Genomic DNA, 15,824 nt, shown 5'->3' on the forward strand with positions numbered 1-15,824 from the left:
CCGCCGGCGCCGGCCTAGTCGATGATCTTCAGCCCGGTGGCCCAGTTGAAGGACCCGTAGGCGGGGTTGGCCTGCAGGGCTGCCACCAGGAGCTGGAATCCCTCGAGCTCCCGGGCATGCCGCAGGCCGCCTACCCGCAACGGGCGGAGCCCCGCGGCCGCCGCGAACGAGGCGACCCGGTTGCCGGCCTCCTCGGAGTCCGAGGCGATGAACACGTCCAGGGGCATCCCGCCCGTCACTCCGGCCGTCAGCGGACCGGCGAACGTGGTGTTGAAGGCCTTGACGACGTCCGCCCCCGGCAGCAGGGCGGCGATCTCCTCGGCGGCCGACGTGCCAGGCTCGACGGTAAGGGAATCGAAGGTGTCCGCGTTGATCGGGTTGCTGATCTCCACCACGGTTTTGCCGCTCAGTGTGTCGCCGTAGTGCGTCGCCACTTCCCTGGCCGGCCCGAAGTAGAGGGCCAGCACCACGATGTCCCCCTCCGGGATGTCGCCCAGCCCTCCGGAAGTGGTTTCAGCGCCCAGTTCGGCGGCGAGTTTGGCCGCGTTCTCCGGTGTCCGGTCCAGGATCTGGAGCGAGCGTCCTGCAGCCACGGCACGGGTTCCGATCGCCCGTGCCATGTTGCCGCTGCCGATGATGGTGATATCTGTCATGGTGCTTCCTTCCGGGGATGACCGTGGAATGCGGGGACGTGGGGCTCGGAGGGTGAGTTGCCGGGGGCGTCAGCCGAGGGCGGGGTCCGCCGTCGGGAATCCGGCGATGCGGGTCGGGGCGTCGTGCCGGACGCCGGCGGCCCGTTCGGCGTCGGCGAGGGCCTGTTCCAGCCGGGCAACGGCCGGGGCATAACCGGCGTCGGCACAGCCGCGGAGCCGCTCCGCATCCTTCATCGCCCGGATCAGGGCTGCCGTCTCCGGCTGCCGGGGGTCACTCATGGCGGGGTAGTCGATGCAGTGCCCGGGGTCGAGTTCGTAGCGCTGCCACCTGGCCAGGGCGTTGCGGTGCCGCGCTTCGGCGGCCACGTTGCTGGCGGCGGTTTCCCGGGAGAAGCGCCGGGCCTCCTGCTTGCTGAAGACCGTGGGCGTCCACAGATAGGAGGCCGCAGCCGCAGCGGCGGCGAGGACCCCGAGCAGCAGGCCGGCCCACGGTGCTGCCAGGGCCGGAAGGATCACGGCCGGCGCAACGATGGCGAGCCCGGCGAAACCGTCCCAGAACACGGCGTCCGGCAGGCCGTCGTCGTCGGCCGCCAGGTGCTTCCGGACCCAATAGACCGAGGCTCCCGCCGAGCATACGACGACGACGGCCAAGGCAAGCAGCTGCCACAGCGCGAAAGGGGCGGGCTCGAACAGAGACGGCATTCCAACACCTCCAGGGATCCGGCCCGGTGCGGGCGCGGTTCCGCTAATTCCATTGGAATCCATCGCAGGCGGGCCGTCAATGGTCCCGGAACCATGCGGGAGCCCGGTGGGGTAAGTCCGGTTCACACCCGGGGCCGTCCGGGCGTAGCCTAGGCCTCATGCGACTGAAAATGTGCAGCATCCACGTCAAGGACCCCGCCGCTGCTTTCGAGTTCTACACCGGAATCCTCGGCTTCGAGAGCCTCATGGCCATCCCGGAGCACAACCTGTACATCGTGAAGGACCCGGCCGGCGCCGGCGGCGGATCGGTTGGGCTCCTGCTGGAACCCAGCGACAACCCGATCGGGGCCGCCTACATGAACGGATGCCACGACGCCGGGCTGCCCGCGATCGTCTTCGGGGTGACCGATGTCCGGGCCGAGTTCAAGCGGCTCACGGCCAAAGGAGTCATCTTCCAGGGCGAGCCCTCCGCCGGTCCCGGGGGGACAACCGCGGTGTTCGACGACGGGTGCGGGAACTTCGTCCAGCTCCACCAGGACTGAGCCGGTACCGGCGGCCGCGGCTACTCGGCGGCGGTGCGTGCCTTCTTGGCATCCTTCTGTGCAGCCTCGTCCTTGACCCGCTGGGCCTCGGCGCGCACGGCAGCGTGGGTGGAGCGTTCGGCGACCAGCCACGCCGGGGGAGCCTGCAGCAGTGCGGTGATTTCCGCCGTCGTCAGCGCTTCCTCGACGCCGCCGCGGGCCAGGCCGCTGATGGAGACGTTGAGCTTCTGTGCGACCACCGGGCGGGGGTGCGGGCCGTTGCGGCGCAGTTCAGCGAGCCACTCCGGCGGGTTGGCCTGGAGCTCGGCGAAATCGGCGCGGGTGATGACCGAATCCTGGAACTCCTGGGGTGTTGCGGGCAGGTAGATGCCAAGCTTCTTGGCAACGGTGGCCGGCTTCATGGACTGGGAGTTTGCAGAGGTCATGCTTCAAGGGTATCCGGCCAGCGGCTGACTGGGCACCGGCACTGAACTCTGACACCCGCCATGCGCCGGGCCGGGCGGTACTGTGAACATGTGTCCGCAGCAGAAGAAACACCCCAGACCCCCGACGAAACCGCCGACGTCGCAGCCGTTGCTGCCGTGCGGGAGTTGCGTTTCGCCTACGTCCCCGGCGTGACCCCGGGCAAGTGGACCCGGCGCTGGGAGGAGCGGATGCCCGACGTTCCGTTGCGCTCCTTTATGTCCGACGACGGCGCCCAGCTCACCGTGCTGCGCGACGGTTCCGCGGACCTGAGCTTCGTCCGGCTGCCGGTGGAGCGCGAGGGCCTTAGCGTCATTCCCTTGTATGAGGAACAGCCCGTGGTGGTGGCGCCCAAGGGACACGAGATCTCGCTGTTCGAGGAGGTGGACCTGGCCGACCTGTCCAAGGAGTCGTTCCTGGACGTCGCCGAACTCGGTGGCCCGGAAATGGCGCTGCAGGTGGTGGCCACCGGGGCCGGCCTGGTAATCCTGCCGATGTCCGTGGCCCGCCACTTCAACGTCAAAGACACTGTGGCACGCAAACTCACCGGGGCACCCAGGACCGAGATCGCCGTGGCCTGGCCCAGCGACACCACGGACGAGGTAATCGAGGAGTTCATCGGCATTGTCCGCGGCCGCACCGCCGCGAGCTCCCGCCAGCCCTCCGCCCAGCAGGAAAAGCCCAAGAAGGAACCGAAGCCTGACCGGCGCGGTCCGGCCGTCAAGAAGCCCAAGGTGGCGCAGCGCTACGCCCCGAACCCGGACAAGGGCCGTGGCAAGGGATCCCGGAAAAAGGGCAAGCGCTAGGAGCGGCCCCGCCGCTGGAGTTATGCGCCGGGTTTACTTGGCGCAGGCGTCCTGGAGGGCCTTGACCGATTCGGCCGGAGCTTGGTCGCCGGAGTCGGCGATCTGGCGCAGCGGGGTGGTGATCTCGGCGGGAACCCCCGCGGTCTCTGCGCCGGCGACAAGGCCGCCGAGGACTTCCTTGTCCTTGACGCTGACCAGGCCGTCCTCCACGAGGCTGCAGGCCTGCTTCTTCACTTCACTGCCGGCCGCCGTGGCCACCTGGGAGGCGCCGTCGCTCACGGCCTTGTTCGCGGCGTCCTGCACCTGCCCGCAGCCCGTCAGCGTGATCATCAGGGTGGCAGCGGACAGGGCGGCGAGGCGAAGTTTCATTCGTTCACCCTAACAAGGTCTCCTGAGCGGAAGCTGGCTGCGGCAGTTCTGCCGGCTGTTTGACCGGCTGAAGCCGGGCCCCGGCCGCATCCGCCGCAACACCGTATGTGACGGACGAAACCTGCAGGAAACGTTGCCCGTCTACGCTGGCAACACCGCGGCGCCGCCAGGCCCGTGACCGCCGGCGTCGAAGGGATTCCGTCATGCATCTTCTGCCCCGTGAGCAGGAAAAGCTCATGATCGTGGTCGCGGCCGACCTCGCCCGCCGGCGCCAGGCGCGCGGGCTGAAGCTGAACTTTCCGGAGGCCGTCGCCATCCTCAGCTACGAACTGATCGAAGGCGCCCGGGACGGCAGGACCGTGGCGGACCTCATGGGCTACGGCAGCACTGTGCTCCGCCGTGAGGACGTGATGGATGGCGTCCCGGAGATGATCCACGACGTCCAGATCGAAGCCACGTTCCCGGACGGCACCAAGCTCGTCACCGTCCACGATCCCATCCGATAGGGGAGCTGCGATGATTCCCGGAGAATACGTCCTTCGCCCCGAGCCAGTGCAGGTCAACGCCGGCCGCGAGGCGATCGACGTCGTCGTGACCAACACCGGCGACCGTCCCGTGCAGGTGGGCTCGCACTTCCACTTTGCCGAAGCGAACGCCGCCCTGACGTTCAACCGGCGCGCCGCCTACGGCCGGCGCCTTGACATTCCTGCGGGCACCGCTGCCCGCTTCGAGCCGGGGGACAGCAAGACCGTCCGGCTGATTGAACTCGCGGGCCGGCGTGAGGTCTACGGGCTCAGCAACGCGGTCAACGGCACGCTTGCCCCGATAGAGGGAGTACGCAGATGAGTTTCGAATTGTCCCGCAGGCAATACGCGGACCTGTACGGCCCGACGACCGGCGACGCCATCCGCCTCGCCGACACCGAACTGTTCCTCGAAATCGAGAAGGACCTCACCGTGTACGGCGAGGAAGTGGTCTTCGGCGGCGGCAAGGTGATCCGTGACGGCATGGGCCAGAACGGACAGGTGACCCGGGATGGGGATGTTCCCGATACCGTGATCACCAACGTCGTGGTGCTGGACTACACCGGGATCTACAAGGCCGACGTCGCGCTCCGGGACGGCCACATCTTCCGGATCGGGAAGGCCGGCAACCCGCAGATCACCGACGGCGTGGACATCGTGATCGGCGCGAGCACCGAAATCATTGCCGGCGAGCGGAAGATCCTGACCGCCGGCGGCGTGGATTCGCACATCCACTTCATCTCCCCGGACCAGGTCCCCGCCGCCCTGTGCAGCGGGGTGACCACGATGGTCGGCGGCGGCACCGGCCCCGCCGAGGGCACCAAGGCCACCACCGTGACCCCCGGCAAATGGCACATCCAGCGGATGCTGCAGGCGGCCGAAGGGCTCCCGATCAACATCGGCCTGTTCGGCAAGGGCCATGCGTCCGCCGTCGAGCCCCTCGCCGAGCAGATCCGCGCCGGCGCGATCGGCCTGAAAGTCCATGAGGACTGGGGCTCCACGACGTCCTCGATCGACACCTCGCTGAAGGTCGCGGACTGTTACGACGTCCAGGTGGCCATCCACACCGACACCCTGAACGAGTGCGGGTTCGTGGAGGACACCATCCGGGCCATCGGCGGGCGCGTGATCCACACCTTCCACACCGAGGGCGCCGGCGGCGGGCACGCCCCGGACATCATCAAGATCGCCGGGCTGCCCAACGTCCTGCCGGCCTCCACCAACCCCACGCTGCCCTACACGCGCAACACCATCGAAGAGCACCTGGACATGCTCATGGTCTGCCACCACCTCAACCCGGACATCCCGGAGGACGTGGCATTCGCGGACTCCCGCATCCGCGCCGAGACGATAGCCGCCGAGGACGTGCTCCAGGACCTGGGGATCTTCGCGATCACTTCCTCGGACTCCCAGGCGATGGGGCGGGTGGGCGAAGTCATCATCCGTACCTGGCAGGTCGCCGACAAGATGAAGAAGCAGCGCGGGGTCCTCAAGGACCCTGACGGCGGCAGCCACGGCGCCCCCTCCGGTCTCGGCGCCGGGAGCGACAACTTCCGGCTGAAACGCTACGTGGCCAAATACACCATCAACCCGGCCATCGCCCAGGGCATGGCCGACTCGATCGGCTCGGTGGAGGTCGGAAAGTTCGCAGACCTGGTGCTCTGGGACCCGGCGTTCTTCGGCGTCAAGCCCGAGCTGGTGATCAAGGGCGGGCAAATCGCCTACGCGCTGATGGGGGACGCCAACGCCTCCATTCCCACGCCGCAGCCGCGCACCATGCGGCCCATGTTCGCCGCGTACGGCAAGGCCCTGCAGCAGTCCTCCATCACCTTCCTCTCCAAGGCCGCCATCGAGGCCGGGGTTCCTGCCGAGCTGGGCCTGGAGAAGGTCATCCGGCCCGTGTCCGGGATCCGCAGCCTCACGAAGGCGGACCTCAAGTACAACGGCGCCACCCCGGACATCGAGGTGGATCCGGAAACATACCAGGTAAGTGTCGACGGCGAGGACGTCACGTGCGAACCGTCCGACGTGCTGCCGATGGCGCAGCGCTACTTCCTTTTCTAGGCTTCAGGAGGCGACAGGAATGATCATCGAAAAGGTCCTCGGCAACACCCATGACCTTCCCCTCGGTCCGGACCCGTACTTCGGGCTTCACCGGGAGAAGGTGGTGCTGCCCAGCGCGGAGCTGGTCAAGCGCGTCCAGCGGGTCACCACCGACCACGGCAAGGAACTGGGCATCCGCCTCCCCTCCGGTTCCGGGGACCTGCGCGACGGCGACATCCTGCACGTCGCGGAGGACAACATGATCGTGGTGTCCGTGCTGCCCACCGACGTCCTCGTCATCGCCCCGCGGACCATCCACGAGATGGGGGTGGTGGCGCACTCCCTCGGCAACCGGCACCTGCAGGCCCAGTTCTTTGGTGCCTCGTCCGAGTACGGCGCCGAAGTCATGGTCTGCCAGTACGACCACACGGTGGAGGACTATCTCAAACACGTCGGGGCGCCCTATGACCGCCAGGAGCGCGTGATGCCCGTCCCCTTCCGCCATGCCGAACACTCCCACTAGCCCCGCGTCCTACCAGCTGGCCCTGCAGCAGCTGTGTGATTCCGCGCTGCCCACCGGCGCGTTCGCGCACTCGCTGGGCTTTGAGAGCTACATCGAGCGCGGGCTGGTGCATGACGAGCAGTCCTTCGCGGTGTGGCTGGCCGCGTTCGCGGGGCAACAGCTGACGTATTCGGACGCACTGGCCATCCGGTTCCTATATGAGGATGTTTCCGTAGCTGAACTGGACGCGTTGCTGACGGCCCAGCTGTTGCCCCGGCAGCTGCGCGAGGCCAGCATCAAGATGGGCACCCGGCTGCTGGAGATCGGCGCCGAGATCTTTCCGTCCCTCGAGCTGGCGGAGTACCGGGAGCTGGTGGGTTCGGGCCGTGCCGCCGGTCACCAGCCGCTGGCGTTCGCCGTCGTCGCCCGTTCCCTTGGTGTGCCGCTGCCCGAGGCCCTTGCCGCCTACCTGTTCGCCACCCTGACGTCGTTGACGCAGAACGCCGTGCGGGCCATTCCGCTGGGGCAAAACGCAGGCCAGCGGCTGCTGCGGAAGGCGGCCGGCGACGTCGCCGCCGCGGTCGAACGCGCCGCCACCCTCGACCGGAGCGACTTTGGCGCCGTCAGTCCCGGACTCGAAATCTCGCAGATGCGGCACGAGCGCCAGCGTGCCCGCATGTTCATGAGTTAAGTCAGCCGCGCACGAAATATGTCTGGAGAAGAATATGTCTGAGCCCATCAAAATCGGCATCGGCGGCCCGGTGGGTGCCGGCAAGACCCAGCTGGTCGAGCGTCTCACCCGGCACATGAGCCGGGAAATATCCATGGCGGCCATCACCAACGACATCTACACGATCGAGGACGCCAAGATCCTGGCGGCCAACGGCATCCTCCCGATCGACCGGATCATCGGCGTGGAAACCGGCGGCTGCCCGCATACCGCCATCCGCGAGGACACGTCCATGAATACGGCCGCCATCGAGGAGCTCAAGAAGCGGCACCCGGACCTGCAGGTGATCTTTGTGGAGTCCGGCGGGGACAACCTCTCCGCAACATTCAGCCCCGAACTGGTGGACTTCTCCATCTACATCATTGATGTGGCCCAGGGCGAGAAGATCCCGCGTAAAGCCGGCCAGGGCATGATCAAGTCCGACCTCTTCATCATCAACAAAACCGATCTCGCACCGCACGTCGGCGCCGACCTGGCCGTGATGGAACGGGACTCGCGCGAATTCCGTGGCGGGAAGCCGTTCTGCTTCACCAACCTCAAGACCGACGAAGGACTGGACCGCGTCATCGAATGGATGCGCCGCGATGTCCTGATGCTCGACCTGGCGTCATGAGCACGACGGCGGCTGCTGATTCCGCCGTCGAGACACCGAGGGGGGAGCTCGCCTTGCGCATCGACGTGCGGGGTGGGCGGTCGGTTGCTTCGCATCAGTACCATCAGGGCGCCTTGCGGGTACTGCGGCCGCATTATTTGGATGACTCCGGGCAGGTTTGTTATGTCGTGGTGAATCCTGGCGGGGCGTATCTGGGGGCCGACCTCTATGTCCTCGAAGTCGAGGTGGCGGACGGGGCGAAGCTTCTGCTCACCACCCAATCGGCCACCAAGATCTACCGGACGCCGGGCTCGTTTGCCGAGCAGCGGATGCGGCTGCGGCTGGGGGAGGAGTCGCAGCTGGAGCTGGCCCCGGACCAGCTGATCGCCTACCGGGAGGCCAGCTACAGGCAGAACACGCACATCACCCTGCACCCGACGTCGAGCCTTGTCATGTCCGAGGTCATCACCCCCGGCTGGTCGCCGGACGGCGCCTCGTTCCGGTACGAGGAGCTGCGGCTCCGGACCGAAATCCGGGTCGAGTCCAGGGGCAAGATCGGACTGCTGGCCCTCGACAACCTGCTGATCCGGCCGCCAGCCTACGACGTCACGGGGATGGGGTTCATGGAGGGCTTCAGCCACGTGGGATCCCTGATTGTGGTCGACCGGCGGGTTGACCAGGCCCTCGTGGACGAGCTGCACGTCCTGACCGGCGGGCACGATGCCTACACGGGGGTCTCCCTGACTGCCACAGCCAATGGCATCAGCGGCCTCGTGCTCCGCTCCCTCTCGAACAGCACGGAAGAACTCAATCGGCTCCTGGGCGCCTGCAGTGCCCTCCTGCGGCAGCGGTGGCACGGCACTGCGCCGCTGAACCTCAGGAAATACTGATGACCACGCTGACGGAAGTCGCCGCCCTGTACCGTGACCGCGAGCAGCTCCCGGGGCAACCCACCGGCACGAGGTTCGGCGGCCCAGTCGTAAGGTGGAGCCATGCGAACGGACTTCAGCCCTGACGAACTGCCAGCCGGGGACTTCTATCGGCTGCTGACGGCGGTAATCGTTCCCCGGCCCATCGCGTGGGTTTCGAGTACGTCCGCCGACGGCGTGGACAACCTCGCCCCGCATTCCTTCTTCACGGTCGCCTCGGTGAATCCGCCCATCATTCAGTTCACGTCGGTGGGTGAGAAGGATTCGCTGCGCAACATCGTCGCAACGGGCGAGTTCATTGTGAATTTGGCTCCGGCGGACCTCATGGCCGAGGTCAACGCCACCGGCACGAATTTCCCGCCGGAGGTGAGCGAGTTCGACGCCGCTGGCCTGACGCGTGAAGCCGGCCGCACGGTGCAGGTTCCCCGGGTTGCGGAATCACCGGTTGCGCTGGAGTGCAAGCTCCACAGCACGCTGGAGATCGGCGACTGTTTCCTGGTCTTCGGCGAAGTCACGCATGCCGTGGTCGCCTCAGACGTTCTCCAAGGATCGCATCCCACGATCAGCAAACTGGACCCACTCTCGCGGCTGGGCCTTGATGAATGGGGCGTCATGGGTCCGGTCAGCGAGCTCAAACGGATCCGGACGGCCGACTGGCCGGGGGAGTTCCGGCCAACGCACGGGTCCCTCGACTGACCTGCGCCGAGCCGGCTTGCCGCCCGGCGCGGCACCACGACGCGGGGAGTTCTCCCCGACGCGCGGAAACGCTGTCGACGCCGGAATTCGGGTAGCGTCGGGAATTTGCCGCCGCGCCGGCCAGAAGGCGCGTCGCGGGCGTGCCTGCCGGCGGTGCGGCACCGTCGCTCAGTCCCCGTGGACGGCGCTCTGCTTCTCTTCCGAGCGGTCCAGATAGGCCAGGAGCAGGTCTCCCGCACGGTCCAGTTCGCCGGCTTCCAGGGCCTTGCAGATTTCCTCGTTGTCGTCGAGGTAGCTGCGGTAAAAGTGCGCGTCCAGTGTGGCCTTGTGGAAAAAGAGCCGCATCTCGGCCAGGACCTGGGCCATGATCGTGTTGAGGCGCGGGCTCTCGGCCAGCGCCACGATGGCCCCGTGGAAATGCTGGTTGGCGTTGCCGAGGGCCTCCTCGTCGTCCGCTGCCGCCGCGGCCCGGCCTTCCTCGATGGCTGCCCGGACCGCCGCCACCCGCTCCGGGCTTCCGCCGCCCCGGATGGCGCTCACTTCGAGGAAGCGGCGCACGGTGTAGACGTCGTGGATGTCGCCCGGCCCCAGGCTCGCGACGAACACTCCCCGGTTAGGCTGCCGCACCACCAGCCGCTCGNCTCGGCCGCGAGTTCGGCGAAGGCTTCGCGGACGGTATTGCGCGAGACGCCCAGCTCCTCGGAGATGGTTGATTCGGTCAGCCGCGCGCCCGGCAGGAGCAGCCCTTCCGCCAGCTGCAGCCGCAGTTCGGCAGCGACCCGGTCCGCGACGGAGGGGATGGCCACCCGCAGCCGCGCCGCCGCGGCCAGCGTGGAGCCGGTTGAGCCGGGAATGCCACGGAATCCTGCTTCGGAGCTCGTCATACGTCAGAATTTACACGATCGTCACATCGTGGAATCGAAGAATTGTTGAACAATCCGTAGATTTAGGGCATCCTAGTGAGGGGGCTATCAATGAGACGAGGATCACAAATGGCAACCATCGACCTGAACAGCGACGTCGGCGAGTCCTACGGACGCTGGAACCTGGGAGACGATACGGCGATGTTCCGCTCGGTTTCCAGTGCGAACGTGGCCTGCGGATTCCACGCCGGCGACCCCAGCGTGATCCGGAAGACCTGCCGCGAGGCCGTTGCCGCCGGCGTCGTGATCGGCGCCCATGTCGGCTACCGCGACCTCGCCGGATTCGGCCGCCGCTTCCTGGACATCGACCCGATCGAACTCGCGGACGACGTCGTCTACCAGATCGGCGCTCTGCAGGCCCTGGCCGCCGCAGAAGGCGGCAGGGTCACCTACGTCAAGCCGCACGGCGGCCTCTACAACGCGATCGTCGCGCACACCGCGCAGGCGAAAGCCGTCGTCGACGCCGTAAAGTCCGTCGACCCGAACCTGCCCATCCTGGGCCTGCCGGGCTCGGAAGTGCTCCGCCTGGCCGAGGCCGCCGGGCTCCGCGCCGTGACGGAAGCCTTCGCGGACCGGGCCTACAACCCGGACGGGACCCTCGTGTCCCGCACGCTGCCCGGAGCCGTCCTACACGACCACGCCGAGGTCACGGAGCATGTCCTCCGGATGGCCTCCGATTCCGCCGTCCGCACGATTGACGGCTCCATCCTGAAGATCCGCGCGGAGAGCATCTGCGTGCACGGCGACTCCCCGGGAGCCGTCACCATGGCCGCCGCAGTACGCGAGGCCCTCACCGCCGCCGGCATCAGCACGGCCGCGTTCGTCTGACCCGCCCAAACCACAGCTACACCGGCATTGCGCCATCCCGCCGGCGACGCTTCACCACCCCCGCCCAGCACAGGCAGCACCCCGCACCCTGGAGGAAATCATGACCGCACCGCACCAGGCCACCCCGGCCGCCAGCAAGAGGAAGCTGCCGCCGGGCGCCCTCAAGGCCTATGTCGCGAGCCTCACCGGCACCTCGCTGGAGTACTACGACTTCGCGATCTACTCCGTGGCCTCGGCCCTGGTGTTCCCGAAGATCTTCTTCCCGGGCAACGACGAGTTCGTTGGCCTGCTGCTCTCCTTCTCCGCCTTCGCAGTGGGCTACCTGGCCCGCCCCATCGGCGGTGTGATCTTCGGCCGCCTCGGTGACAAGATCGGCCGCAAGCACGTCCTCGTTGTCACCCTGATGCTGATCGGCGCCGCCACCGTGCTGATCGGTGCGCTGCCTGACTACTCGGTCATCGGCGTCGCCGCCCCCATCATCCTGGTGCTGCTGCGCCTGGCCCAGGGCATCGGCGTCGGCGGCGAATGGGGCGGTGCCGTCCTGCTCTCCAGCGAATTCGGCGACGCCAACAAGCGCGGCTTCTGGTCCTCCGCCGCGCAGATCGGACCGCCGGCCGGCAATCTGATGGCCAACGGTGTCCTGGCTTTCCTCGCCGCGACCCTCAGCAACGAAGCCTTCCTCTCCTGGGGTTGGCGCGTCGCCTTCCTCGCCTCCGCCCTCCTGGTGGTCTTCGGCCTCCTGATCCGGCTCAAGCTCGAGGAAACCCCCGTCTTCAAGGCCATCCAGGCCCACGGCGAGCAGCCCAAGGCCCCCATCAAGGAAGTCTTCACCAAGGAACCGCGCGCCCTCGTGGCCGCTGCCCTCTCCCGCGTCTGCCCCGACGTGCTCTACGCCCTCTTCACCGTCTTCGTGGCCGTCTACGCCACCAAGCAGCTGGGCATGACCACCGGCAACGTGCTCGCTGCCATCCTGATCGGCTCCGCCTTCCAGCTGTTCCTGATCCCCGCCGCTGGCGCCCTCACGGACCGCTTCAACCGCCGCCTGGTCTACGGCATCGCCGCTGTCGGCACCGCACTCTACATCCCGGTGTTCTTCTGGATGATCCAGGGCAAGTCCGTTGTGATGCTCACTATCGGCGTCGTGATCGGCCTGGCGTTCCACGCCTTTATGTACGGCCCGCAGGCCGCCTACATCACCGAGCAGTTCCCGGCCCGGCTGCGTTACGCCGGCAGCTCGCTGGCCTACACCCTGGCCGGTGTGGTGGGCGGCGCCGTCGCACCGCTGATCTTCACCGCGCTCTACGCCGCCACCGGGAACTGGTACCTGATTGCCGGCTACCTCGCGATCGCCTCGATCGTCACCGTCGTCGGGCTGGCCCTGGGCCGCAACCCGCAGACCGCGGAAGAAGAGCGCCTCCTGCAGGAAGCCCACGCCTAAGCGGCGCGGATCCAGTTCAAGGCACCGGCAACGATGAAGGCAGCTGATGATTGAGACAGCGGGGGAAACCCTGGCAGTACAAAAAGCGGCAGTACAAAAAGTCCGTTCCGTGCGGGCGGTGGGAACCCGCGCGGTACTCGCCGAGCTCACCGGAACCCACGACGTACTGGCACTGCAGGCGCTGCTCCTGGAGAACCCGCTGCCGGGCCAGCTGGACATCCTCGCCGCGGCCGAGACGGTGCTGGTCACCGCGGACTCCCCGGTCTCGGCCAAACGGATCGCCGCGCGGCTGCTCCGGCTCGACCTCACCGCGCCCGTTCAGCGGGACGGCGGGCTGGTGGTCATCGACACCGTGTACGACGGCGAGGACCTCGCCGAAGTGGGGGAGCTGACCGGCCTCGGAACCGACGGCGTCATCGCAGCCCACACCGGGCAGATCTGGACCGTCGCCTTCGCCGGCTTTGCCCCCGGCTTCGGCTACATGGTGGGGGAGAACCAGGCCCTCGAGGTGCCGCGGCGCAGCTCGCCGCGCACGGCCGTCCCCGCAGGATCGGTGGCGCTGGCGGGCAACTACTCCGCCGTGTACCCGCGACGCTCGCCCGGCGGCTGGCAGCTGATCGGCCGCACCGGCGCGAAGATGTGGGACCTGGACCGGGAGCAGCCTGCCCTGGCCGTCCCCGGCCACCGGGTCCAGTTCCGCGCGATCCGGGACATCGTCATACTGGCGCCGGAACACCCGGCCCAGGTTCCTGCTCCGGAGCTGGCGTCCGGACTGCGGGTTGTCACGCCGGGCCTGCAGAGCCTGATCCAGGACCTCGGCCGGTACGGCCACTCCGGCCTGGGCGTCTCTGCTGCCGGCGCGCTGGACCGGGCGTCGCTGCGCCGGGCCAACCGCCTCGTCGGGAACGCGCCGTCGGCCGCCGCCATCGAAACGGTCGCGGGAGGCCTCGCGGTGCAGGCGGTCGGGGACCAGGTCCTCGCCGTCGCCGGTGCGCCGTCGGACCTGACCATCGCGTCGCCGTCGGGGGATGACCTTGAGCCAGCCTGGCGGACCGTCCCGATCGCCACCCCCTTCGCCCTGCTCGACGGCGAAACCCTGACCATCGGCGGGCCGGAGAGCGGTTTCCGCAGCTACCTCGCCGTCCGCGGCGGCGTGGACACCGCCCCGGTGCTCGGCAGCCGCTCCACCGACACCATGTCCGGGATCGGCCCCGCTCCGCTGGCCGCCGGCCAGCTGTTCGCCGCCGGCGGGGAGGCCGAATCCGGCGTCGTCGGGCACCCCGAACTGCAGCCGGACTTCCCGGGCACCGGCGTCACCGTGCTCGACGTCGTTCCCGGCCCCCGCGCCGACTGGTTCGACGCCGCAACGCTGGCGTCCTTCTGCGGCCAGGACTGGGAAGTGAAACCGCAGTCCAACCGCGTCGGCATGCGCCTGCAGGGAACCCCGCTGCAGCGCACCCGCCAGGGCGAACTCGCCAGCGAGGGCACCGTCGCCGGCGCCCTGCAGGTCCCGCCGGAAGGGCTCCCCGTGCTCTTCCTGGCCGACCACCCGATCACCGGCGGCTACCCGGTGATCGCCGTGGTGGTCGACTCCCAGCTGGACCTCGCGGCCCAGGTCCCGATCGGCGGCAGGATCCGCTTCCGCTGGGCGGACGCCAGCACCATCGAAAACGCCACCCCCGAAGAAGAAGTGAGTAACTGATGCGCAAGGTCCTGATCGCCAACCGCGGTGAAATCGCCGTCCGGATCGCCCGGGCCTGCGACGACGCGCAGCTGGCCTCCGTCGCCGTCTACGCCGACATCGACGCCGACGCCCTGCACGTCACCGCCGCGGACGAGGCCTACGCCCTGGGCGGCAACTCGCCCGCGGACACCTACCTGAACATCCCCAAGCTCCTCGCCGCCGCGGCCGAATCCGGCGCCGATGCCCTCCACCCCGGCTACGGCTTCCTGTCCGAGAACGCCGAATTCGCCCAGGCCGTCCTTGACGCCGGGCTCACCTGGATCGGGCCCACGCCGGACGCCATCCGCCTGCTCGGCAACAAGATCACCGCCCGCGAGACCGCCGTCCGCNCCCCGCTGGTCGCCGGCAGCGACGGACCGGTGGAATCCGCCGCCGAGGCCCGCGCCTTCGCCGAACTGCACGGTCTGCCGATGGCCATCAAGGCGGCCTTCGGCGGCGGCGGCCGCGGCATGAAGGTGGTCCGCGCCCTCGACGAGGTCGAGGAAGCCTTCGACTCCGCCGTCCGCGAGGCTGTCGCCGCCTTCGGCCGCGGCGAATGCTTCGTGGAGCGCTACCTCGACCGGCCCCGCCACGTCGAGGCGCAGGTCCTCGCGGACGCCCACGGCAACGTCGTCGTCGTCGGAACCCGCGACTGCTCGCTCCAGCGCCGGCACCAGAAGCTCGTGGAGGAGGCCCCCGCGCCGTTCCTCAGCGACGAGCAGACCCGCCAGATCTACGACGCCGCCAAGGCCGTCTGCCGCGAAGCCGGCTACTCAGGCGCCGGCACGGTCGAATTCCTGGTCGCCGCCGACGGCACCGTGGCGTTCCTCGAGGTGAACACCCGGCTCCAGGTGGAGCACCCCATCACCGAGGAAACCACCGGAATCGACCTCGTGCAGGAGCAGTTCCGCATTGCCGCCGGGGAGCCGCTGCGCATCACCGGGGACCCGGCACCGCGCGGGCACTCGTTCGAATTCCGGCTCAACGCCGAGGACGTGGGGCGCGGCTTCCTGCCCTCGCCCGGCACCGTTGACGAGTTCCACGGCCCCACCGGCCCGGGCATCCGGCTCGACACCGGCGTCCGCCCCGGCTCCTTCGTCCCGCCGCAGTTCGACTCGCTCCTGGCGAAACTCATCGTCACCGGCGCGGACCGCCAGCAGGCGCTGCGCCGCGCCCGCCGCGCCCTCGCCGAAATCAGCATCACCGGGGTGGCCACCGTGCTGCCGTTCCACCGCGCCGTGCTCGAATCCCCGGACTTCACCTCCGAGGACGGCCTGGGCATCCACACCCGCTGGATCGAAACCGACTTCGCGGACACTCACTCCATCTCCGCCGACCCGGAGTACAGCACCACCGCGCCCG

18 protein-coding genes and 1 pseudogene are annotated in these 15,824 nt (G+C 68.5%); 14 read left to right on the forward strand and 5 right to left on the reverse strand.

Going from position 1 to position 15,824, the window contains the following annotated elements; translation table 11 throughout:
* Positions 1-14: 14 nt before the first annotated feature.
* Both K789_RS0119110 and K789_RS0119115 read right to left on the reverse strand, forming a co-directional pair.
* The gene (locus K789_RS0119110; protein WP_024368153.1) at positions 15-653 is read right to left on the reverse strand and encodes an NADPH-dependent F420 reductase; all 639 of its coding nucleotides are present in this window, start codon (positions 651-653) and stop codon (positions 15-17) included.
* Positions 654-722: 69 nt separating this feature from the next.
* Complete coding sequence (locus K789_RS0119115) at positions 723-1,355, reverse strand: hypothetical protein (protein ID WP_029705368.1); 633 nt, start codon at positions 1,353-1,355, stop codon at positions 723-725.
* Between the two features lie 158 nt (positions 1,356-1,513).
* Here K789_RS0119115 and K789_RS0119120 point away from each other — a divergent pair, with 158 nt between their 5' ends.
* Entirely contained in the window at positions 1,514-1,897 is a 384-nt protein-coding gene (locus K789_RS0119120) for a VOC family protein (protein ID WP_024368155.1), read from the forward strand.
* Positions 1,898-1,917: 20 nt separating this feature from the next.
* Here K789_RS0119120 and K789_RS0119125 read toward each other — a convergent pair whose 3' ends face one another.
* The gene (locus K789_RS0119125) at positions 1,918-2,322 is read right to left on the reverse strand and encodes a DUF5997 family protein (protein WP_024368156.1); all 405 of its coding nucleotides are present in this window, start codon (positions 2,320-2,322) and stop codon (positions 1,918-1,920) included.
* Between the two features lie 90 nt (positions 2,323-2,412).
* Here K789_RS0119125 and K789_RS0119130 point away from each other — a divergent pair, with 90 nt between their 5' ends.
* On the forward strand, positions 2,413-3,165 hold the full coding sequence (locus K789_RS0119130) for a LysR family transcriptional regulator substrate-binding protein (protein WP_024368157.1): 753 nt from the start codon (positions 2,413-2,415) through the stop codon (positions 3,163-3,165).
* A gap of 33 nt (positions 3,166-3,198) precedes the next feature.
* On the opposite strand, the gene K789_RS0119135 is transcribed toward K789_RS0119130, so the two are convergent.
* Positions 3,199-3,534 carry a hypothetical protein gene (locus tag K789_RS0119135; RefSeq protein ID WP_024368158.1) on the reverse strand — a complete coding sequence of 112 codons (336 nt, stop codon included), beginning with the start codon at positions 3,532-3,534 and terminating at the stop codon, positions 3,199-3,201.
* A gap of 203 nt (positions 3,535-3,737) precedes the next feature.
* Here K789_RS0119135 and K789_RS0119140 point away from each other — a divergent pair, with 203 nt between their 5' ends.
* The 8 genes from K789_RS0119140 (at position 3,738) to K789_RS0119175 (ending at position 9,550) form a co-directional block, all read left to right on the forward strand.
* Entirely contained in the window at positions 3,738-4,040 is a 303-nt protein-coding gene (locus K789_RS0119140) for an urease subunit gamma (protein ID WP_024368159.1), read from the forward strand.
* Between the two features lie 10 nt (positions 4,041-4,050).
* Positions 4,051-4,380, forward strand: coding sequence for an urease subunit beta (locus K789_RS0119145; RefSeq protein WP_024368160.1), 330 nt, complete (start codon positions 4,051-4,053; stop codon positions 4,378-4,380).
* Positions 4,377-6,122, forward strand: coding sequence for an urease subunit alpha (ureC, locus tag K789_RS0119150; RefSeq protein ID WP_024368161.1), 1,746 nt, complete (start codon positions 4,377-4,379; stop codon positions 6,120-6,122). The genes K789_RS0119145 and ureC overlap by 4 nt, the downstream gene beginning before the upstream one ends.
* Before the next feature lie 19 nt (positions 6,123-6,141).
* A complete protein-coding gene (ureE, locus tag K789_RS0119155; protein ID WP_024368162.1) occupies positions 6,142-6,624 on the forward strand; it encodes an urease accessory protein UreE in 483 nt (160 codons plus the stop codon).
* On the forward strand, positions 6,605-7,294 hold the full coding sequence (locus K789_RS0119160) for an urease accessory protein UreF (RefSeq protein WP_024368163.1): 690 nt from the start codon (positions 6,605-6,607) through the stop codon (positions 7,292-7,294). The genes ureE and K789_RS0119160 overlap by 20 nt, the downstream gene beginning before the upstream one ends.
* Positions 7,295-7,328: 34 nt before the next feature.
* A complete protein-coding gene (gene ureG, locus K789_RS0119165; RefSeq protein WP_024368164.1) occupies positions 7,329-7,946 on the forward strand; it encodes an urease accessory protein UreG in 618 nt (205 codons plus the stop codon).
* Positions 7,943-8,815 (forward strand): urease accessory protein UreD, encoded by an 873-nt coding sequence (locus K789_RS0119170; RefSeq protein ID WP_029705370.1) that lies wholly within the window; start codon positions 7,943-7,945, stop codon positions 8,813-8,815. The genes ureG and K789_RS0119170 overlap by 4 nt, the downstream gene beginning before the upstream one ends.
* A gap of 102 nt (positions 8,816-8,917) precedes the next feature.
* The gene (locus tag K789_RS0119175; RefSeq protein ID WP_024368166.1) at positions 8,918-9,550 is read left to right on the forward strand and encodes a flavin reductase family protein; all 633 of its coding nucleotides are present in this window, start codon (positions 8,918-8,920) and stop codon (positions 9,548-9,550) included.
* A gap of 168 nt (positions 9,551-9,718) precedes the next feature.
* Here the strand turns inward: K789_RS0119175 and K789_RS23580 are convergent.
* Positions 9,719-10,434 (reverse strand): annotated as a pseudogene (locus tag K789_RS23580) (GntR family transcriptional regulator).
* A 108-nt stretch (positions 10,435-10,542) separates the two neighbouring features.
* Between K789_RS23580 and K789_RS0119185 the strand changes: the two are divergent.
* The 4 genes from K789_RS0119185 to K789_RS0119200 all read left to right on the forward strand — a co-directional run.
* On the forward strand, positions 10,543-11,301 hold the full coding sequence (locus tag K789_RS0119185; protein WP_024368167.1) for a LamB/YcsF family protein: 759 nt from the start codon (positions 10,543-10,545) through the stop codon (positions 11,299-11,301).
* A gap of 100 nt (positions 11,302-11,401) precedes the next feature.
* The gene (locus K789_RS0119190) at positions 11,402-12,739 is read left to right on the forward strand and encodes an MFS transporter (protein WP_024368168.1); all 1,338 of its coding nucleotides are present in this window, start codon (positions 11,402-11,404) and stop codon (positions 12,737-12,739) included.
* A gap of 46 nt (positions 12,740-12,785) precedes the next feature.
* Positions 12,786-14,441, forward strand: coding sequence for a 5-oxoprolinase/urea amidolyase family protein (locus K789_RS0119195; protein ID WP_024368169.1), 1,656 nt, complete (start codon positions 12,786-12,788; stop codon positions 14,439-14,441).
* The coding region (locus K789_RS0119200; RefSeq protein ID WP_024368170.1) for an acetyl-CoA carboxylase biotin carboxylase subunit at positions 14,441-15,824 on the forward strand (1,384 nt) is incomplete at its 3' end. The genes K789_RS0119195 and K789_RS0119200, both read left to right, overlap by 1 nt.

Origin of the sequence: Arthrobacter sp. TB 26, from assembly GCF_000427315.1 — a bacterium.
Lineage (GTDB): Bacteria > Actinomycetota > Actinomycetes > Actinomycetales > Micrococcaceae > Arthrobacter.